Annotated in this window: 19 protein-coding genes; 9 read left to right on the top strand and 10 right to left on the bottom strand. The window is 61.1% G+C overall.

The window, feature by feature from the left end; all coding sequences use genetic code 11:
• Positions 1-99 precede the first annotated feature (99 nt).
• Positions 100-474: a glutamine synthetase gene (locus NN484_RS06575; protein ID WP_215500490.1), complete on the top strand. Its 375-nt coding sequence runs from the start codon at positions 100-102 to the stop codon at positions 472-474.
• Here NN484_RS06575 and NN484_RS06580 read toward each other — a convergent pair.
• A complete protein-coding gene (locus NN484_RS06580) occupies positions 471-1673 on the bottom strand; it encodes an N-acetylmuramoyl-L-alanine amidase (protein ID WP_274658761.1) in 1203 nt (400 codons plus the stop codon). The genes NN484_RS06575 and NN484_RS06580 overlap by 4 nt on opposite strands.
• An 84-nt stretch (positions 1674-1757) precedes the next feature.
• On the opposite strand from NN484_RS06580, the gene folE2 reads away from it, so the two are divergent.
• From folE2 to NN484_RS06610, 6 genes are read left to right on the top strand one after another with little or no spacing between them, the layout of a single operon-like run.
• Complete coding sequence (folE2, locus tag NN484_RS06585) at positions 1758-2654, top strand: GTP cyclohydrolase FolE2 (RefSeq protein WP_127649557.1); 897 nt, start codon at positions 1758-1760, stop codon at positions 2652-2654.
• Positions 2651-3319, top strand: a complete 669-nt coding sequence (locus NN484_RS06590) for a metal ABC transporter ATP-binding protein (protein WP_274658762.1) — start codon at positions 2651-2653, stop codon at positions 3317-3319. The genes folE2 and NN484_RS06590 overlap by 4 nt, the downstream gene beginning before the upstream one ends.
• Complete coding sequence (locus NN484_RS06595; protein WP_127649555.1) at positions 3319-4185, top strand: metal ABC transporter permease; 867 nt, start codon at positions 3319-3321, stop codon at positions 4183-4185. The genes NN484_RS06590 and NN484_RS06595 overlap by 1 nt, the downstream gene beginning before the upstream one ends.
• 11 nt (positions 4186-4196) lie before the next feature.
• Complete coding sequence (locus NN484_RS06600; RefSeq protein WP_274658763.1) at positions 4197-5072, top strand: metal ABC transporter substrate-binding protein; 876 nt, start codon at positions 4197-4199, stop codon at positions 5070-5072.
• Complete coding sequence (locus tag NN484_RS06605) at positions 5069-5629, top strand: gamma carbonic anhydrase family protein (RefSeq protein WP_215500485.1); 561 nt, start codon at positions 5069-5071, stop codon at positions 5627-5629. The genes NN484_RS06600 and NN484_RS06605 overlap by 4 nt, the downstream gene beginning before the upstream one ends.
• 3 nt (positions 5630-5632) lie before the next feature.
• Positions 5633-6964: a dihydroorotase gene (locus NN484_RS06610; RefSeq protein WP_215500484.1), complete on the top strand. Its 1332-nt coding sequence runs from the start codon at positions 5633-5635 to the stop codon at positions 6962-6964.
• Positions 6965-7046: 82 nt separating this feature from the next.
• Here NN484_RS06610 and NN484_RS06615 read toward each other — a convergent pair whose 3' ends face one another.
• Positions 7047-7565 carry a DUF3617 domain-containing protein gene (locus NN484_RS06615; protein WP_215500483.1) on the bottom strand — a complete coding sequence of 173 codons (519 nt, stop codon included), beginning with the start codon at positions 7563-7565 and terminating at the stop codon, positions 7047-7049.
• 132 nt (positions 7566-7697) lie between these two features.
• On the opposite strand from NN484_RS06615, the gene cls reads away from it, so the two are divergent.
• A complete protein-coding gene (cls, locus tag NN484_RS06620) occupies positions 7698-9137 on the top strand; it encodes a cardiolipin synthase (RefSeq protein WP_215500482.1) in 1440 nt (479 codons plus the stop codon).
• A 37-nt stretch (positions 9138-9174) separates the two neighbouring features.
• Here the strand turns inward: cls and cfaB are convergent, their stop codons facing one another.
• The 8 genes from cfaB to hflK (NN484_RS06660) all read right to left on the bottom strand — a co-directional run bounded on the left by cfaB (position 9175) and on the right by hflK (NN484_RS06660) (position 18463).
• Positions 9175-10362 (bottom strand): C17 cyclopropane fatty acid synthase CfaB, encoded by a 1188-nt coding sequence (cfaB, locus tag NN484_RS06625; protein ID WP_215500481.1) that lies wholly within the window; start codon positions 10360-10362, stop codon positions 9175-9177.
• A gap of 87 nt (positions 10363-10449) precedes the next feature.
• Positions 10450-11235 (bottom strand): HvfC/BufC N-terminal domain-containing protein, encoded by a 786-nt coding sequence (locus NN484_RS06630; protein ID WP_274658764.1) that lies wholly within the window; start codon positions 11233-11235, stop codon positions 10450-10452.
• On the bottom strand, positions 11226-12071 hold the full coding sequence (gene bufB / locus NN484_RS06635; protein ID WP_215500479.1) for an MNIO family bufferin maturase: 846 nt from the start codon (positions 12069-12071) through the stop codon (positions 11226-11228). Before bufB ends, NN484_RS06630 begins: the two co-directional genes overlap by 10 nt.
• Positions 12072-12135: 64 nt before the next feature.
• Entirely contained in the window at positions 12136-12387 is a 252-nt protein-coding gene (gene bufA2 / locus NN484_RS06640; RefSeq protein ID WP_025112611.1) for a BufA2 family periplasmic bufferin-type metallophore, read from the bottom strand.
• A 109-nt stretch (positions 12388-12496) separates the two neighbouring features.
• Positions 12497-14404 carry a heavy metal translocating P-type ATPase gene (locus NN484_RS06645; protein WP_215500478.1) on the bottom strand — a complete coding sequence of 636 codons (1908 nt, stop codon included), beginning with the start codon at positions 14402-14404 and terminating at the stop codon, positions 12497-12499.
• Complete coding sequence (gene hflK, locus NN484_RS06650; RefSeq protein ID WP_215500477.1) at positions 14401-15462, bottom strand: protease modulator HflK; 1062 nt, start codon at positions 15460-15462, stop codon at positions 14401-14403. Before hflK (NN484_RS06650) ends, NN484_RS06645 begins: the two co-directional genes overlap by 4 nt.
• Positions 15459-16499 carry a protease modulator HflC gene (hflC, locus tag NN484_RS06655; RefSeq protein WP_127649544.1) on the bottom strand — a complete coding sequence of 347 codons (1041 nt, stop codon included), beginning with the start codon at positions 16497-16499 and terminating at the stop codon, positions 15459-15461. The genes hflK (NN484_RS06650) and hflC overlap by 4 nt, the downstream gene beginning before the upstream one ends.
• A complete protein-coding gene (gene hflK / locus NN484_RS06660; RefSeq protein WP_274658766.1) occupies positions 16496-18463 on the bottom strand; it encodes a protease modulator HflK in 1968 nt (655 codons plus the stop codon). The genes hflC and hflK (NN484_RS06660) overlap by 4 nt, the downstream gene beginning before the upstream one ends.
• 210 nt (positions 18464-18673) lie before the next feature.
• On the opposite strand from hflK (NN484_RS06660), the gene lpdA reads away from it, so the two are divergent.
• The gene (lpdA, locus tag NN484_RS06665; protein ID WP_274658767.1) at positions 18674-20074 is read left to right on the top strand and encodes a dihydrolipoyl dehydrogenase; all 1401 of its coding nucleotides are present in this window, start codon (positions 18674-18676) and stop codon (positions 20072-20074) included.
• Positions 20075-20141 lie beyond the last annotated feature (67 nt).

Here is a 20141-nt window from a genome sequence, read left to right on the forward strand (position 1 = left end):
TTGATGTTATAGTATAACAATATGAATAAGCCAGCCTTGCCCTTGCCCAAACCGATAAAGAGCAGGAAGCTGCATGCCATCTGCGCATCGGAAACCATGATGAAAAATGCCCTGAAATGCTCGCTGTTGAGCCTTGCGTTGCTGTCGGGTGCCAACGCCTGGGGACAGCCAGCACTCGCCAACTGCACACGCAGCGCCAACCTGCTGGCCTGCATCGATGCACAAGGCAATGCTTACAGCGTGAACACGGTGGGCAGCACGATTTACCTGCGAGGCTTTGAAAAGGACGGCAACCGCTACTGGGCTCAGACCAATAGCCGTTTCGGCCAACTGACGTTTTTCACTGGTATCGCCTCTGACGGGGAAGCCTGGGTTGGCTACACCCGTCGAGTCGGCTGGACGACGATCAATCGCTTTTCCAGCTCGGGAGGCAGCAGTGCGAAATTCACCTGCAGCCGGATCACCGGCTGCTAAACCTGCGCTTTTTGCTGCTCCTGCTGCCAGGCGATGTAGCTGTCGATTGGCGGATTCTTCTGAAAATAACGCTGCAATCCTTCGAACAAACCGTCAGCGATAGCCTGCTGGTGTCGGGCAGTCACCAGACGCTGGCTGTCACGCGCGTTGGAAATGAAGCCGGTTTCCACCAGAATCGACGGCACATCCGGTGACTTCAACACCGCAAATCCTGCCTGTTCCACGCGTTTCTGATGCAGCGTGGTAATGCCTTGCAGACTGCCCAGTACGGTGCTGCCGAGTTGCAGGCTGGCGGCGATCGTGGCGTTCATCGACATGTCGAGGATCACGCCAGCGAGCATCGGATCCTTGTCCTTGAGGTTGAGCAGACTGGTCGCGCCGAGCAGATCCGCACCGTTCTCGCGCTGCGCCATGAAACGCGCCGTCGCTGACGTCGCACCACCTTCGGACAGGCAATACACCGAAGCGCCCGACGCTGTCAGACGCGGTGCTGCGTCGGCATGCACGGAGATAAACATGTCGGCCTTGTGCTGACGGGCGATGTCCACACGCTTGCGAAGTGGTACAAAAAAGTCGTCATTGCGCACCAACTTTACGTCGAAACCCTTCTCCCTTTTCAGTCGTTTGGCGAGCAATTGCGCGATGGAAAGCACCACATCTTTTTCCCGCTCACCCTTGGCACCAATCGCGCCAGGATCTTTTCCGCCGTGTCCCGGATCGACCACGACGATGATGTCGCGTTTAGGATGAGTCCTGTTCGCGGGTGTTTCACGTGGAACCATTGCCATGGTTGATGCCTGTTTAGCGTTCACCAGATCGAGCACCAAGCGGTGTCCTTGACCATCCTGGGGCGCCAAAAGAAAGCTGTTCAATAGCACTGGATTATTCAGATCGAGAACGATGCGGGTATCACCCTGACCGAAGTGCCCGGAGCGGATGGAGCGAATTGCCGTATCCGCCAGCGCCAATTGACTGAAATCACCGCTCAAACTCGCCCCGAACAGATCAATGATCAAGCGCTCTGGCGCACTGAGCGTGAAGGTTTTGTAGCGCACCGGACCGCTTAAATCGAACACCAGTCGTAGCTTTTCATCCGAGCGCCAGAGTCGCGCATTACGTACTTGGGTAGCCGAAACACTGAACGGCAAAGCGAAGGCTGCGCTGGCCAGGAACAAATTGAGCAGGTGGCGTCTGTGCATATGAAAACCCGTTCATGAAAAAGGCATCGTGATTTGAATTGTTATAATGTAACATCCAATTCAATCAACACGATGGTCCCGAACATGAATTCGCTGACACTTCCGGATATCGCCACTCAAGCCGCTCGCCAAGCACTACCGCTTGAGTGGGTGGGAATGCGCGGCATTGCCTTGCCCGTTTTATTGGAGGGCCAACGCCTGAGCGCGAAAGCCGATGCGGGCGTAAGTCTCGATGATGGCGAGGCACGCGGTATTCACATGTCACGCTTGTATCTGGCCTTGGCAACACTTGAGCAGCAGAATCTTTCTCCACGGCTTTTACGTCAGGTGCTGGATGATTTTCTGGATAGTCACGACGGTTTATCCAGCAACGCCTATCTGAATATCCATAGCCAAGTGCTGCTGAAAAGACCGGCGTTGGTCAGTCCGCTGGCCGGGTGGAAAAGCTATCCAGTGAGCATTTCTGCCAGTTTGAAAAACAAAGTGTTCCACGTGGAACTGCAAATCGATGTGCCCTATTCCTCAACTTGCCCATGCTCGGCAGCGTTAGCGCGGCAGCTGATCCAGCAGCAATTCATCGATGATTTTGCCAACAAGCCACTGCAGCACGCCGACGTCCTGGCCTGGCTTGGATCAAGCCACGGCATCGTTGCCACTCCGCACAGCCAACGCAGTACCGCGCAATTGCACATGCACCTGGACGAGTTCATTGATGAACTGCCCCTGAGCGTCATCATCAACGACGCCGAAGCAGCGCTAGGAACGGCCGTACAAACCGCGGTGAAACGTGCCGACGAGCAAGCCTTCGCGCTGGCTAATGGGCAGAACCTGATGTTCTGCGAAGACGCCGCGCGGCGACTCAATCTGGCCCTGCGTCGCTCTCCAGGCGTCAGCGGTTTCCACCTACGGGTGATTCACGCCGAAAGCCTGCATGCCCACGACGCGGTGGCCGAAAGTCATTGGGCCCGGGAGTCCGCATGATTCGTTGCCAAGCCCTGAGCTGGGGCGCGCCCGGCCATCCGCTGACGTCACCGCTGAACCTTGAGCTGGACAGCGGCAGCCTGACCGCCATCATCGGCGCCAACGGCTGCGGCAAAAGCAGCCTGCTGAAAGTCATCGCCGGACTGCAAAAGCCGTTGGCTGGCAAAGCCCTGCTGAGTGTTCCGCGGCAAAGCGGACTCACCTTCCTCCCACAACAACAGCACCTCGATCGACAGTTCCCCATCAGCCTCGAAGAACTGGTCGCCGCCGGGTTCTGGGGCCGCCGGCTCTCGACGCAATTGCGCAAGCAACGCCTTACCAACGCCCTTGAACAATGGCACCTCAGCGGCCTGGAAAAGCGCCCTCTCATGGCCCTTTCAGGCGGTGAGTTACAACGCGCCCTGCTCGCCCGATTGAGCCTGACCGACGCGCCGCTGCTGTTACTCGACGAGCCCCACGCCGCGCTCGATGAGCTGGGTCAACAACTGTTGTGGCAACACATCCACTCCTGGAACGCCGAAGGTCGAACGTTGCTGATGGTCTGCCACGACCTCGCCGCCGTCCGCCAACACATTCCGCAAACGCTGTTGATCAAAAACCGTGAATGCGCGCTCGGCGCCAGCGTCGAACTGATCCAGCAAACACCCAACACGCAGGTGGCCTGATGCTCACCATCGCCCACCTCTGGCAACCGTTCAGCGAGTTCGTATTCATGCGCCGAGCGCTGCTTGGGGGACTGGTGTTGGCTTGCAGCACAGCACCACTCGGCGTGTTCCTGATCCTGCGGCGCATGAGTCTGATCGGCGACGCCGTCGCCCACGGCATTCTTCCCGGCGCAGCGTTGGGGTTCTGGTTCGCCGGTCTGAGTCTGCCCGCACTGACCGTCGGTGGTCTGGGTGCGGGCCTGAGCATGGCCGGACTGGCCGCCTGGATTACCCGTCGCACCGGTCTGCGCGAAGACGCCAGCCTCGCCGCGATCTACCCGATCTCACTCGCCAGCGGAGTGTTGATTCTCGGCATCGCCGGCAAACGCCTCGACCTGCTGCACTTGTTGTTCGGCTCGGCACTGGCGGTCGACGGCCCGACTCTTCAAGGCATGTTATGGGTCTCGGCTGTCAGCCTGATCGCCATGGCGGCGATCTACAAACCGCTGCTGCTCGACACCCTCGACCCTTTATTCCTGCAAACCGTCAGCCGTCTCGGCCCCCTCGCCCACGGTGTATTCCTGACCCTCGTGGTGCTCAATCTGGTGATCGGCTTCCAGGCCATCGGCGCACTGATGGTGGTCGGTCTGATGATGTTGCCAGCCGCCGCTTCGCGTTTCTGGAGCAGACGCCTGCCGATGCTGATCGCCATTGCGGCGCTCATCGGTTGCCTGTCGGTGTGGCTCGGATTGCTGCTGTCGTTCGACTACTCGCTGCCCAGCGGCCCGGCCATCGTGCTGGTCGCAGGTTTCGCCTATCTGCTGTCCGTGGTGTTCGGGCCGGTCCACGGTCTGCTGCGCCGCCCACCTTCGCTCACATCCCAATGAGGTGTTTTCCGATGCGCGTTCTACTCGTGCTGTTCAGCTTACTGCTGTCGATGTCGTTGTCGGCGGCGGAGAAATTACCGGTGGTCACCAGCTTCAGCATCCTTGCCGACATGGTGCACCAGGTCGGCCGCGAGCATATCCAGATCACCAACATGGTCGGCCCGGACGCCGACGCGCACACCTATGAGCCGACACCGGACGACGCCAAAGCCCTGCTCAAGGCCAAACTGATCATCAAGAACGGTCTCGGTTTCGAACCATGGCTCGATCGCCTGGTGACCAGCACCGGCACCAAAGCCCCACTCATCAGTGCCAGCCACGGTGTGATTCCGCGCTCGCTCGATGAAGACGGTGAAACCATTCCCGACCCGCACGCCTGGCACAACCTGGCCAACACCGAGTTGTACATCGCCAACATCACCAAGGCGCTGATCGCGGCCGATCCGGCGAACAAGGCCGACTACCAACGCAACAGCCAGACCTACCTGAAACAGATCTACGCCCTGCTCGCCGACGCCAAGGCCAAGCTCGGTTCATTGCCACCGGACAATCGCAAGATCGTCACCAGCCACGATGCCTTCGGTTATCTCGGTCAGGCCTACGGCATCGACTTCATGGCGCCCCAAGGTCTGTCCACCGAACGCGAACCGTCGGCCGCCGAAGTCGCCGCGCTGATCACCCAGATCCGTCAGGCCAAGGTCAAAGCGGTGTTCATGGAAAACATCAAGGACGCGCGCCTGCTCAAGCAGATCGCCGAGGAAAGCGGCGCGCACATCGGCGGTACCTTGTACTCCGATGCCCTCGCCGCCAGTGGCCCGGCCAGCACCTTTGCCGGGCTGTTCGAATACAACCTCAACACCCTTTACAACGCGCTGAGCCAACCATGATCCGCAAGAATCCTTCAGGTGATCTGCCGCAGATTGCCGAGTCGGCCTATGTCGACAAAACCGCGATCATTTGCGGCAAGGTGGTCATCGGCGAGAACGTATTCGTCGGTCCCTACGCCGTGATTCGCGCGGATGAGGTGGACGCCGGCGGCGCGATGGAGCCGATCACCATCGGCGCCAATTCGAACATCCAGGACGGCGTGGTGATCCACTCCAAATCCGGCGCTGCCGTGACCATCGGCGAATTCACTTCGATCGCTCATCGCTCGATCGTGCATGGCCCCTGCGTGGTCGGCGACCGGGTGTTCATCGGTTTCAACAGTGTGCTGTTCAATTGCGTGGTCGGTGACGGCTGCGTGGTGCGGCACAACTCGGTGGTCGATGGTCGTGATTTGCCGAACGCGTTCTACGTGCCCTCCACCACCCGCATAGGCCCCAACACCGACCTTGCGCAATTCCCGCCGGTGAGTGTCAGCGCCTCGGAGTTTTCCGAAGACGTGGCACGGACCAACGTCGATCTGGTGCGCGGCTACAAAGCCTTGCAGAACGAGTTCTGAACCATGAGCAGCGTGCTGATTCGCAACGCCAGACTGGTCAACGAAGGACGCGAGTTCGACGGCGATCTGTTGGTCAGCCATGGCCGCATCGTCAAGATCGCGCGCAGCATCGACGGCGAAAATGCGAGCGTGGAAATCGACGCTCGCGGCCAATGGCTGTTGCCGGGCATGATCGATGACCAAGTGCATTTTCGCGAACCGGGCGCGCCGGCCAAGGGCTGCATCCACACCGAATCACGCGCGGCGGTGGCGGGCGGCATCACCAGTTTCATGGACATGCCCAACACCCAACCGGCCACCTTAACCCTGGAAGCGCTGGCTGATAAAAAGCGCCGCGCGGCGATCAACTCCGTGGCCAACTATGGCTTCCACTTCGGTGTGAGTCAGGACAACCTCGAGACCGTCGCCGCACTCAACCCCTGCGAAGTGGCCGGGGTCAAAGTGTTCATGGGTGCGTCCACCGGCAACATGTTGGTGGACGACCCGAAGATTCTCGAGCGCCTGTTCGCCGACGTGCCGACGATTCTACTGGCCCATTGCGAACACACGCCGAGCATCGAAGCCAACGCAGCCCGACTGCGCGAGCGCCTGGGCGAACGCCTGCCGGCGAATGTCCACGCACTGATCCGCGATGCCGAGGCTTGCTACCGCTCCTCTTCGCTGGCAGTGGAACTGGCCAGACGGCACGGCACCCGCCTGCATGTCTTGCACCTGACCACCGCTCGCGAGTTGGCGTTGTTCGAGGACAAACCACTCGCACAGAAACACATCACGGCTGAAGTCTGCCTGCATCACCTGCTGTTCGATGATCGCGACTATCCGGCTCTCGGCAACCTGATCAAATGCAACCCGGCGATCAAGACCCAGGTCGACCGAGATGCGCTCCGTCAGGCCTTGTTGAGTCACCGACTGGATGTGATCGGCAGCGATCACGCACCGCATACCTGGGCGGAAAAGCAGCGCCCGTATGCCGAAGCGCCTTCCGGTCTGCCACTGGTGCAACAGGCGTTGCCCGCGCTGCTGGAACTGGTGGCCGACGGCGTGCTGCCGATCACCACACTGGTGGCAAAAACCAGCCACCGCGTGGCAGATCTGTTCGCGATTCCGGATCGGGGTTATTTGCGTGAAGGGTATTGGGCGGATCTGGTGTTGGTGGAGCCAACAGCTTTGGAGGTGTCTCGACAACCGATTCTGTCGCAGTGCGGATGGACGCCATTTGCCAACAGGACTTTCCGATATCGGGTAAATACAACACTGGTGTCAGGGCAGATCGCCTGGGATGGCGGGCGGGTGAATGAGGGGTGTCAGGGGCTGCCGCTGCGGTTTATGCGGTGATCATCAAAACGCTTTCGCGAGCAGGCTCGCTCCCACAGTTGGAATGCATTTCCCTGTGGGAACGGGCTTGCTCGCGAAGCTTTTAAGCTCTTGGCTTCACAGCGCCGCAATCCTGCCCCAGCCACACCGCGCGGGTTTCCAGGCTGCCCTTCTGGTTGATCCCGATGGCATTGAACGTGCCGTTGGCGACCGTGGTGAACTCACGATCACTCTTGAACGTGGCCACACCGGTGCCTTGCGCTTTCGGGCAACTGAAGCGGAATTTCCACTGGTTGCCGGTGCGCTCGGTGATCTGCTGTTTGCAGCCCGATTGTGGATCGGCCAGCGGGATATCGTTGGTCGCGACCTGCTGCGGCGTCAGACAGGCGCGGATGCCCTGGCCGCCGATATTGATCCCGTTCTTCTCCAGTGCCGCGCGCTGTTGCGGGGTCATCTGGCCTTGCAACTGGCCCAGGATCGATTGCACATCCATCGGCTGGTCATCGACCTTGACGTTGCTTGATGTCATTTCCCACAAACCCGGCTGCAGCATTTGCGCCTGTGCAATCACCGGCATTGCCAAACCCAGGCCCAGCGCCAAACCCAGCAGACGAACGTTCATCGAAAAAACTCCTGATCAGTAGTGGCCGTTAGACGTCGGCCAATGGCTTCGGTTCATGGGCCAATTAAATAGCGACAATCGCTCGGGAACATGGTCTGTTAGACATTGAATCTTCAGGAGCAAGGCTGCCTCATGGATTATTTTGGACCGCACATTTTCGGTTATCTGATCGCCCTGATCCATAGCCTCGGCTTGATCGCCGCCATCCATGCGGTGCTGACCGTACGCACCGCCCAAGGCTCGATCGCCTGGGCATTGTCGCTTATTTTCATCCCCTACCTGACCCTCATCCCTTACCTGGTCTTCGGCCGCAGCACGTTCGACGGCTACATCAAGGCACGGCGCCAGGCCAACGAACAGATGCGCCAGGCGATTTCCGAATTGAATTGGCGACCGTGGGTAGAAGAAGCTCTCACCGCCCGCGCCTCAAATGCCTACGCCTCGCTCCGCGCCATGCCCAAGCTGGGGCGCATGCCGTGTCTGGCGAACAACGAAGTACGGCTGCTGGTGAATGGCCACGCAACGTTTTCAGCGATTTTCCAGGCCATCGAACAGGCGCGCGAAGCTGTGCTGATTCAGTTCTTCATTATTCATGATGACCGTCTCGGTCAAAGCCTGCGCGACCTGCTGCTGAAGAAAGCCGCCGAAGGCGTGGCGATTCATCTGCTCTACGACCGGATCGGCAGCCACGCCCTGCCCCACAGCTATGTGCAGGCATTGCGCGATGGCGGTGTCGAGGTCAAAGCCTTCGCCACGCGCAGCGGCTGGCTCAATCGCTTTCAGGTGAACTTCCGCAACCACCGCAAAATTGTCGTGGTCGATGGCGTGCTCGGCTTTGTCGGCGGGCACAACGTGGGGGATGAATACCTCGGTGAAAAACCGCCACTGGCGCCATGGCGCGATACCCACGTTCAAGTGCGCGGCCCGGTAGTGGCCTGCATGCAGGAATCGTTTGCCGAAGACTGGTTCTGGGCCGCGCGCACGCTGCCGCCGCTGATTCTGCCGGATGTCTACCCGGAAGATGGCGTGCTCTGCCAATTGCTGGCGAGTGGCCCGGCCGATGCCTACGAAACCTGTTCATTGTTCTTCGTCGAAGCGATTCACGCCGCCACGGAGCGGGTGTGGATCACCAGCCCCTACTTCATCCCTGATGAGGCGGTATTCGCCGCGTTGCGCCTGGCGGTGCTGCGCGGCGTCGACGTGCGCCTTCTGCTGCCCTCGCGCCCCGATCACCGCATTGTTTACGCCGCGTCCAGCCTCTATGCGTTCGAAGCGGTGCGCGCCGGCGTGCGGGTGTTCCGCTACGAACCCGGGTTCATGCATCAGAAAGTGGTGTTGATCGACAGCGAAATCAGCGCCATCGGCAGCGCCAATCTGGACAACCGTTCGTTCCGGCTGAATTTCGAAGTGATGCTGTTGACGGTCGACAGCGAGTTCGCCGCTAACGTGGAACACATGCTCAACGACGATTTCGAGCAGGCTTACGAAGTCGCCAAAGAAGAAAGCCGGGAGATCCACCGCCTGCAACAGCTCGGAATGCGGATCGCCCGGCTTATTTCACCGATTCTCTAGACGTTTCCCCCCCCACAACCGAGAGAGGGTTCAAGCCTCAAGGGTGATAGATATCGTCGCGAGTCCAGGGCAGTTCATGGCTGCCATCCGGATGCGCCTTCACCGCCAGAATCTGGTGCAGATTGATCCAGCCACGCGCAAACGCGTAGGCACACCCGGCCAGATACAGCCGCCAGATGCGCAATGCCTGATCCGGTACCAGTTTTCCGGCAGCTTCAAGGTTATCCTCCAGGCGCTCGCTCCAGTGGTCGAGCGTACGTGCGTAATGCAGGCGCAGACTTTCGACATCGACGATCTCCAGCCCTGCTTCGCTGATCTGTGCCGAGATCATCGCCAGGTGTGGCAGCTCGCCGTTGGGGAACACGTATTTCTCGATGAAGTCGCCGGCACCGCGTCCCACCGGACGGCCATCGGTGTGTTTGGCGGTGATGCCGTGGTTCATCACCAGACCACCCTCCTTCACTGCGCCGAACAGGACTTTGCAGTATTCGGCGAGGTTGGCGTGGCCGACGTGTTCGAACATGCCGACGCTGACCACCTTGTCGAAACGACCGTCCTGCGGCAGATCACGGTAGTCGAGCAGTTGCAGTTCGACCTGATCTTCCAGCCCTTCAGCCTTGACCCGCTCGCGAGCCAACTCCAGCTGTTCTTTACTCAGGGTGATGCCGAACACCTTGGCACCGAACTCCCGCGCGGCATATCGCGCCAGACCACCCCAGCCACAGCCGACATCCAACAGATATTCGCCGGGTTGCAGGCGCAGCTTGCGACACAGATGGCGGAATTTGGCTTGTTGCGCCTGTTCCAGGGTTTCGCTGCCGGTTTCGAAATACGCGCAGGAATACGCCATGTCGCTGTCCAGCCACAGCTGGTAGAACGCGTTGGACAGGTCGTAGTGATAGGAAATGGCTTTGGCGTCGGTTTCCTTGTCGTGCACCGCACGCACTGGCTGGGCATCATCGTCTTCATCGAGCAAGGCGCTGCTCAATTCGTCGCAGACCCGGATGACCTCGCTGATCGAGCCCTCCAGTTCAAGCTTGCCTTCGACAAACGCCGCCCCCAGCGCGTCGAGACTTGGATGCGTGAACTGGGAGACCATCGTCGGGTCCTTGACCACGATGGTGACGCTGGGCGCCGGCCCCAGATTAAACTCATGGCCATCCCAGAGTCGCAAGCGAAGCGGAAGCTGCAGATTCTGTAAGGCCGGTGGAAGTTGCGCGAGCATGGAAAATCCCCCTTGTTTCAGACGTCAGATCTGAGGGTAGACCATCCTTGAAAAATAGCAGGCTATCGATTTAATTAGCCGAGACTATCATTCCAGACGCTCCAGCATGCCGTCATGCACCCACTGCTTTAACCAGGTAACGGCTCGAAGTGGCGCGCCCTCACCATAGATGACTGCTAACTCGGCGCACAGTTCGGCAAAACTCCAGCCCTGATTGATCATGCCATTCAGGGCATTGGCCTCGGCCGACTCCAGACTGCGGTAATTGCACAGCAGATTACTGCGCCAGATCAGGCACACCTGCGGGGCTTCAAGTGCCTCGCTGTCCGGGAAATCCGTTGCATCCTTGACTGAACGCCACAAGGCCAGACTGTTGAAACGCTGCTCAAGCCACTGCAGCGAGGGCCTCGGTTTGACCTGAAGAGCGGGCCATTCCTGTGGGGAAAACCCCGCCATCGTCTCGATCGTCAACGGCACGCCGGGCGGCGCATCAAAAGCCAGAGTGAACGCCCACTCCAGCGTCGCCAGTTCACTCAACGGTGCACTTTGCTCCGGCACCAGATACTCGCGGATAAACGCCTCGAAACCCTGGCCGAGCCAACGCAGGCTGTAATGCGTCGACGGATGCTGATGGAGGTACGCACCCGCAAGCGTGTCGAACGCTTCATCCCCCAGCCAGTGATAGATCACCGGGAAGTCGTTACGCAGCACCTCGAGCAAACGCGCCTTGTAGGCGTTGTGATAGATCGCCAGCCCGGTGTCGACACCCAGCGTCGGGCCGCCGATCAGGCTGCTGCTCAAGGCCGGCGGTGCTGCCGTCGACTCCTCCAGCAGAAAGGCCTCAAATGCCAATTGCCATTCGTTCAGGCGCATTTCTGTCTCCCGGCCAAAACCCTGTCACCCAGTTCGCGGGCCTTGTGCAGTTCGTCGAGCAGCTCTTCGAACGGCGGGAAGTGATCGTCGCGCTCCAGCAGCGTCGCCACCGGCCCGAAGTGCTCCAGCGTGCGCTGATACAGCGCCCAGACCGGATCGCTCACCGGATGATCGTGGGTGTCGATCACGTAGTCGCCGTAATCGCTATGCCCGGCCAGATGCAGCTGACGCACCTTGTCCTTGGGCAAACTCTGAATGAACGTCCACGGATCGAAGCCATGATTACGTGAGCTGACGTAGACGTTGTTGACGTCCAGCAGCAATTCGCAGCCGCTGACGTGACTAAGGGCCTGCAGAAATTCCCACTCAGTGAAATCATCGGCGGCTACGCGCACGTAACTGGAAACGTTCTCCAGCACCAATGGCCGCTGCAACACGTCCTGCACCTGTGCCACTCGGGCGGCGATGTATTCAAGGCTTTCTTCGGTGTAGGGCAGCGGCAGCAGGTCATGCAACTGATGGGCATTGCCGCGGCTCCAGCACAGGTGATCGGAGATCCACGCCGGTTTGACCCGTTCGGCCAGTTGCTTGAGTTGTTTGAGATAGTCCGGATCGAGCGCATGCGGCCCACCGATGGACAGGGACACGCCATGCATCACCACGGGGTAGCGTTCGGCGATGGCGTCGAGGAAGTACAAGGCTTTGCCGCCCTGCACCATGAAGTTTTCGGAAACCACTTCGAACCAGTCCACGTCCGGCGACTGTTCGAGGATCTGTTGGTAATAGGCGCTGCGCAAACCCAGGCCATAACCCAGGAAAGGAACGGAAGCTGACATGCCAGGACTCCTTTGCAAAGTGGCCGCAGCGGCATCACCCGCTGCGGCAGCACTCACAGGTGGCTTACTCGCCGACCTTGCCACCGGCTTTTTCACAAGCCGACTGAGTCATGGCCTTGAAGCCCTGGCCCTTGCAGGAACCCATGCCTTTGCACGCGTGGTCCTTGGTCTTGCAGTCGTTCTGGCCTTTGCAGGCGTTCACGCCGTAGCAGTGAACCTGGGCATCAGCCGCCATGGCGTTGGTGGCGACACCGGCAAACATCGTGGCAGCGGCCAAAGCGAGAGCGGCACCGGCAGCAGCGGTCTTGATCGTCATTTTTATATCCTCGGTAAGCGTCAGGGGGTGTCGGCTGGAAGGTTGTTCAGTCCCGACATAGCACTAGAGAGGGCTGCCCCGACGGCGTTACAGAGGTGCAGAAATAAATTTAACGATCGTCCTGAAGCTTGAGCAGCGGTTCCTGAAACCGCAACAAACGCCCGGCATTGCCCAGCACCAGCAGCGTGCTGAGGTTATGCAGCAACGCGGCAATCATCGCCCCCGCCGCTCCGAGCCAGCCGAAGGCCGCGAACACCACGATCGCCAGCGTCCAGCCCAGACCAATGATGACGTTGACCTGCAAGGTCCGGCGGCATTGGCGACTCAGCCGTACACAGGTGCCGAGCCGGCGCAGGTCGCTGCCGATCAGCACGATGTCCGCCGAGGCCAGCGCGATGTCAGCACCGCCGGCGCCCATCGCGACACCGACCACCCCGGCCTTGAGTGCCAGCGAATCATTGATGCCGTCGCCCACCACCATCGGCCGGAAACCGTTGTCGATTTCCTTGAGCACGCGATTGAGTTTGTCCTCAGGCAGCGCCTGCGCTTCCACTTCTTGCAGGCCAACCTCCCGGGCCAAGGTCTGAGCGACACTCTGGCGGTCACCGGTCAGCAACAACTGGCGACCCAGGCCGAGTTCGCGCAATTCGGCGAGAGCAAACCGCGCTTCCGGTTTGACGCTGTCAGCCAGCAACAGCCAGGCAACAAACTCGCCGTTCAACGCCAACCCGGCAATCGGCCCGTCATGCTCGGGAACGGTGGTGGTGACGATGCCCAGTTGCGCGAACAACTCAGGCCGCCCCAACGCCGCCTCGCCTTGGGTGGTCATGGCGACCACGCCGAGGCCCTGGCGCTCATGAATATCGGACAGTGGCAGGCTCTGCTCCTGACTGACCAGCCCGGCCAACGCACGGCTGACCGGGTGACTGCTGGCCGCGCCGAGACTGGCGGCCAGTGCCATCACCGAAGCCTGATCCAGACGCGGGCTGCTGATCGATTGCAAACGCAAAGTGCCGTAAGTCAGGGTGCCGGTCTTGTCGACCACCAGCGAGGTCAGGTCCGCCAGCTCTTCGAGGAAGGCCGAGCTGCGGATCAGAATGCCGTGGCGCGCCGCTACCGCCACCCCGGCAATCGCCGTAGCCGGCGCCGACAGCACCAAAGCGCAGGGACAGGCTGCGACCAACACTGCGAGCATCGCTTGCGCGTCGTTGGTGACAAACCAGGTCACCGCCGCCAGCAACAACACCAGCACCATGTAGCTGCCGGCATACCGCTCAAGCAGACGGGTGATCGGCGGCTTCGAGCGCTCGGCGTTTTGCATCAGCGCGATAACTTTGCCCAGTGTCGATTGGTCGCCGGTGCGGGTCACTTCAATGCGCAGCAAGCCATCGAGGTTGATCGCCCCGCCGAACACCGTCATGCCCACCGCCGTTTCGACCGGAACCGACTCGCCAGTGATCGATGCTGTGTCGAGGCTGGCCTGGCCGAACAGCACCCGACCATCCGCCGGGACCCGATCACCGGCGCGCACCTCTACGGTGTCGCCCGGTTTGAGCGTGCCGTTATCCACTTCGATGATTGAGCCGTCTGCCTGAATCTTGCGTGCGTGGCTGCGGGTCAATTGACCGAGGGCGTGAATCGCTTCCTGCGAACCGATCACGCTGCGCTCTTCCAGCACGTGACCGAAAATCATGATGATCGGCAGCAGCGCGGCGGTCAGCAAATCACCGGTCGCCCACGCACCGAGCATCGCCAGCGCAATCAGTTGATCGGTGATGCCGTGCAGGCTCGGGTAACGCAGGCTGTACCACGCCGAACGCATCACCGGCACCGCCACCAATAAAGAAGCAAAACCCAGCAATAACTGACTGACACCGGTTTGCTCCGGCACCAGCCAACGCCAGATCAGACCGAGGCCGAGCAAGCCAAGGGCGAGCATCGCCAGGGTCAATTGTCGTGCAGCGCGGCGCTGTTCGGCCGAGGACAACAGGCTCGGTGCGGCAGTGGTCGCAGTCATTTACTGGCTCCCTGAATGATCAGGCGGGAATCGTCTTTCGGATCGACCGTGGTCACGGAACCGGCCTGGCCAAGAACTTTCGGCATGCGTTCGCGGTACAGACGCAGGAGCATCTGCGGATCGGTGCCCTGTTGCTGCGCCTTGGCCAGGCTCATGACCGTGGCGGTGTCGGTGGAGGCTTTCGCCAGCCGTTCGCCGGCCTGCGCGTGGGCCACTTGCAGGGTGCGGTCGGCTTGTTCGTTGGCGGTCTGAGTGAGTTTTTCCGCCTCGGTGCGCGCGTTAGCGACCGCTTTGTCGGCTTGCTGGCTGGCAGTCAATACAGCGTTGAAGGCGCTGACGGCCGGGTCCGGCAGACTCGACTGAACGTCGACCCGCGCCACTTCGATGCCGATGCCCTGCCCGCTCGCCTTCAGCTCTGCCAAGCGTTTGTTGATGCCTTGCACCAGATCACCGCGCAGACGCTCGCGGCGTTCGGCCGCCTGATTGTCAGCGCCGAGCAACTCCGGGCGGGCGACCAGAATCGTGTCCAGATCCCGGGCGGCGGTCAAAGCTACAGCGCTGCGGGTGACCAGCCGATCCAGGGCTGGCAGCACATGCTCACCCTGCAACACAAAGTCATACGGATCGGTGACCTTGTAAAACACCCGTACATCCAGTTGCACCACACCGGCGTCGCCGGTCAGCAAGTAGCCGGAACCGGCCAAGGCATCGCTCAGCGGTGTGGCGAAGGTCGCAACGCGGTCAGCCTTGATCGCCTCACTGCTGCGCAGCAGGTTTTCCACTCGGCGTTCAATCACTCGATCTGCTGCGGGCAGTAAAACCACTTGTTCGAACGGTTGCGGCCAGGCCAGCAACAGGCCGGCATTCTGGATGCGATCCAGTGCACCAAAGTGCAAAACCACAGCGCGATTCTGCGGATCGATCTGCCGGACATTGGAAAACGCCCACGCCAACGCAGCCAAAACGGTCACCGCGTACAAGGCAAAAAACGCCAGGCGTCCGGCCTGAATCCACGGACTGCTCAACGAATGTGTTCCACGTGGAACTTCATCACTCATGGTTGCGATCCGGATTTGTTATCGACAGCGGGCGGACCGTCCACCAGCACGCGGAATGGCGCGGCGTCGGTGCGCAGGATCAGCTTGGTGTCCGGCGTAACGATGGTGCCGAGGGTATCCAGTGAGCGCAGCAGGTTGTACAGCTGCGGCGAACCGGCGTAGGCACGGCCGTAGATCTGAGCGGCTTCGACCCGGGACTGCGCTTCGATTTCCGCGGCTTTTACCGTGGCATCGGCTTGCACAATCCGCGCATCGCGCTCGGCGGCTGAACGGATCTGCGCCGCTTCACGCTTGCCAATGGCCGTGCGTTCGGTGGCGATTGTTTCACGCTCGGCACGCATCCGATCGACCGTCGCCGTGAGCGTCACCGAGGGCAAGGTCAGCCGTTCGATGCCGACCTGTACCACGCGCACGCCGTAAGTGGCGAGCAGTTGCTGATCGATCTGCTGACGCAATTGCGCTTCGAAATCGGCGATGCGCACCTGACTCGCATCAGTGTTCACCAGATTCGCCAGGTCGAAACTGCTGGCGGTGGTTTCCAGTGCCGAGCCGACAAAGGTCCGAATCTGCCGCGCCGCTTCATCCGGCTGGTTCTGCACTGCACGCATGAAACGCTGCACGTTGTCCGGGTCGCCCTGGACCTGCCACGCCACATAGGCCTGAACGATGATGCGCAAACCGTCGCGGGTGCCGACATCCTGCAAACCGCTGGACGTGGTGCGCAGGCGCAAATCCACCGGGATCGCCGCTTCGAACGGTGCCGGCCAGCGCCAGCTCAAACCGGGTTCAAGCAACACCCGCGACGGATTGCCGAAACGGGTGATGACCGTGGCCTCCCCCGAGCGCACTTGCACCAGGCTCGCCGCCGCGACGGCAAACGCCACCAGCAACACCGCCCAGCCCATGCGCCGCCACGGGAACGGGCCCGCCTCTTCCGGCGCACCGTGGTGATGATGCCCATGATGATGGTGATGCCCGGCGTGGCCGTGATCGTGGCCGCTGTGGTCATGCGAATCGTGAGTGTGCGACTGGCTCAATGGGCAACTCCTGGTTGAGCGGTGGTGCGCGCGGGCGTCGGGTCAGCCGGCAGCGTGAACGTACGCAGGTCGATGGTCGGCGCATTGCTGCTGCCGCCTAAACGGTGGTCGAGCACCAGCAGTTTGGCCTTGCTCAGGCCCTGGCTGAGCTGACTGAAATATTGCTCCAGCACAAATGCCTGGCCGGCGCTGGCATAAGCTTGTTGTTCAGCCTTGAACTTCAGATCCGCCGCTTGCGCCGTGGCGTTGACCTCACGCGCACTGGCGCTGGCCTGGTCGCGGACAAGGCTGGCCTGCAACTGCGCCTGGTTACTGGCTTCAGCCGCAGCACCGCGCTCCCGGGAGATCAACGCCTGTGCACCGATCTGCGCCGCTTGCACGCCGTGATAAGCATTGGCGGCACCGGCAGGTGGATGAATCGCCTCGACCACGGTGGCGAGAATCTCCACGCCGCTGTCGAGTTTCTGCAGATCGTCTTGCACCGCGCGGCCGATTTCTTCGCCCAGTCCTACCCGATCCGCCCCCAGCAGGCCGTCGAGGGTGCGCGAGGCAAAATCGTGAACCAGAATCCGGCTCGCGGTGCTGCGAATCAGCGTCGGTACATCGGCGTTGTTGTAGGTAGCCGCCAAGGCATCCTGATCACGCAGGCCGATGCGATAGACGAAGCGCACGTCCATGTTGACGATCTGAAAGCTCTGCTGATCGCCGCGACTGCTGGCGATGACCTGGGATTTGTCGTTGACGTGACTGGCATCCCACAAGCGGTTGGCGATCATCGGGGCCGGGCCTTCGGCGGGGTCGGCCTGAGTAGGCGGTGCCGGAGCATCGCCGACGCTGGTCGCCAGCTCATGCACCACGCCATTCTCGACGCTCAACACGCGGCCCAGCGGCCACGGTAAACCGGCGTGCAAGCCGGGGCCGAAGACTTGCACCGGTTTGCCGAAACGCTCGTAAATGCCACGCCCTTGCAGCGGGATTTCGTGAATACCGGTCAACAACCAGCCGACCGCGGCGACCAGCACCAGCACCGGGAGAAAGGCCCGGCGCATGTAGCTGAAGGCCCAGATCTGACGCAGGTCGATACCGAAACGGTTGTGCAATTCGTGCTGCAAAGCGAGCAACGGCTGAGGCGGCCAACGCAGCATGTCGGCAACAAAACTACGCGCCAGCAGGGTCGGTTCGAGCTGCTCGCGATGCGGACTGAATATCGACAGAACGGCGCGCAATAGCAACTCGATCGCGACCAATCCTGGCAAGATTCCGATTAACACGGCGAGTCGTACGGGCCATACCGAAGCGTCGCTGGCGAATAACAGACACAACGCACCGAGCACCAGACTGATGATCGCCACCCGCGCCAATTGGGCGAGGGATCCGGCTTCCGGCCATTGCGCCGGGTTTTCCTGGGCCAGTTGGCGCTCCAGCACCAGCAGACCGAAGCCCAGCAGCAACATCAGCGCCGCGCCCACGGTGGCAGACAACCCAACCGCGCCGGCCGGCAACGCAAGGTTCCACACCTGCTCGATGCTCAGCACCACCAACGCTGAACAGCCGCCGAGCCACAACGTGGCGGCACCGATCTGCCCGAGCAAGTGAACTCCACGTTGACTCAGGCGCTCCAGCAACCGCTCGTACCAGCCGTCAGGCGCTGCTGGCTCCACCTCCTCGGTCGGCACCAGCGGCGCCGGCGGGTTCATCACCCGGGCGCGCCACTGTGTCACCCACCCCGCTGATTGCAGGCCGGCAACCAGCACCAGCAACGCCGCGCTCAGATTCACCAGCAACGCCGGCCATAACGATTGCGCGGCAAACAGCCCGACAAAAAACGCCAGTACCCACCCCGCGCCGGCCAATCCGCCGAGGCCGATGGCCAGACGGCGCAAGCGTCGCCCCTGTGCGGCCGCTTGTTGAAAGCGCGGCAACCCGGTCACTTGCGTGCCATCGACATCCAGATCGACTTGCATATCACTCCAAAGCCATTGATTCACCGGTCTTGTCGTTACGATATAACGAAAAGCGTGAAATATTCGTACACAAATACGCTTATCTAAAGATGCGCAACCTGTCGCTTGCCTGAAGCCTTGACCGAAATGTCCGGCAACGCACATATTACGTTCGTAATTTTACTGACCTACTACTTTTAGCGATCCGCATCCCCAACGAGGAGCAAGAGCATGAGTCACTACGACGTGGTAATTCTGGGCGGCGGCCCCGGTGGTTATAACGCGGCGATTCGCGCCGGCCAGCTGGGCCTGAAGGCCGCGTGCGTGGAAGGCCGCGCGACGTTGGGCGGCACCTGCCTGAACGTCGGTTGCATGCCGTCCAAGGCCTTGCTGCACGCCTCGGAGCTGTACGACGCAGCCATGGGTGCGGAATTCGCCAACCTCGGCATCGAGGTCAAACCCACGCTCAACCTCGCGCAAATGATGAAACAGAAAGACGAGAGCGTGAGCGGCCTGACCAAAGGCATCGAGTTTCTGTTTCGCAAGAACAAGGTCGAATGGATCAAGGGCTGGGGCCACATCGATGGCCCGGGCAAAGTCACGGTGACCGATGATCAAGGCAACAAGACCGAACTGAGCGCCAAGGACATCATCATCGCCACCGGCTCCGAGCCCACGCCCCTGCCCGGCGTCGAGATCGACAACCACCGCATCCTCGATTCCACCGGCGCGTTGTCCCTGAGTGAAGTACCCAAGCATCTGGTGGTGATTGGCGCCGGGGTGATCGGCCTCGAACTCGGCTCGGTATGGCGCCGCCTCGGGGCCCAGGTGACCGTGGTCGAATACCTCGACCGCATCTGCCCCGGTGTCGACGGTGAGGCCGGCAAGACCCTGCAGCGTTCGTTGAGCAAGCAAGGCATCAGCTTCAAGTTGAGTTCGAAGGTCACCAGCGCCACGACCTCGGCCAACGGCGTACAGCTCAGCGTCGAACCCGCCGCCGGTGGCAGCGCGGAATTGCTCGAAGCCGACTACGTGCTGGTCGCGATCGGCCGGCGTCCGTACACCCAGGGTCTGGGCCTGGAGAATGTGGGCCTGACCACCGACAAGCGCGGCATGCTCGCCAACCGCCAGCACCGCACCGAAGCGCAGGGCGTCTGGGTGATCGGCGACGTGACGTCCGGGCCGATGCTCGCGCACAAGGCCGAAGACGAGGCGATGGCCTGCGTCGAACAGATTGTCGGCAAGGCCGGCGAGGTCAACTACGAGCTGATCCCCAACGTCATCTATACCCGACCTGAGCTGGCCAGCGTCGGCAAGACCGAAGAGCAGCTCAAGGCCGAAGGGCGTGCCTACAAAGTCGGCAAATTCCCGTTCACCGCCAACAGCCGGGCGAAGATCAACCACGAAACCGAAGGCTTCGCCAAAGTCCTCGCCGACGAACGCACGGACGAGATCCTTGGCGTGCACCTGGTCGGCCCGAGCGTCAGCGAAATGATCGGCGAATACTGCGTGGCCATGGAATTCAGCGCATCGGCCGAAGACATCGCCCTGACCTGCCACCCGCACCCGACGCGTTCAGAAGCGTTGCGGCAGGCGGCGATGAATGTCGAGGGGATGGCGACGCAGATGTAGTCAGCAAAGATATGGGCGACCGCTATCGCGAGCAGGCTCACTCCTACATTGGAACGCGATCAATGTG

Source organism: Pseudomonas serboccidentalis (genome assembly GCF_028830055.1).
In the GTDB taxonomy this organism is placed as follows: Bacteria; Pseudomonadota; Gammaproteobacteria; order Pseudomonadales; family Pseudomonadaceae; genus Aquipseudomonas; species Aquipseudomonas serboccidentalis.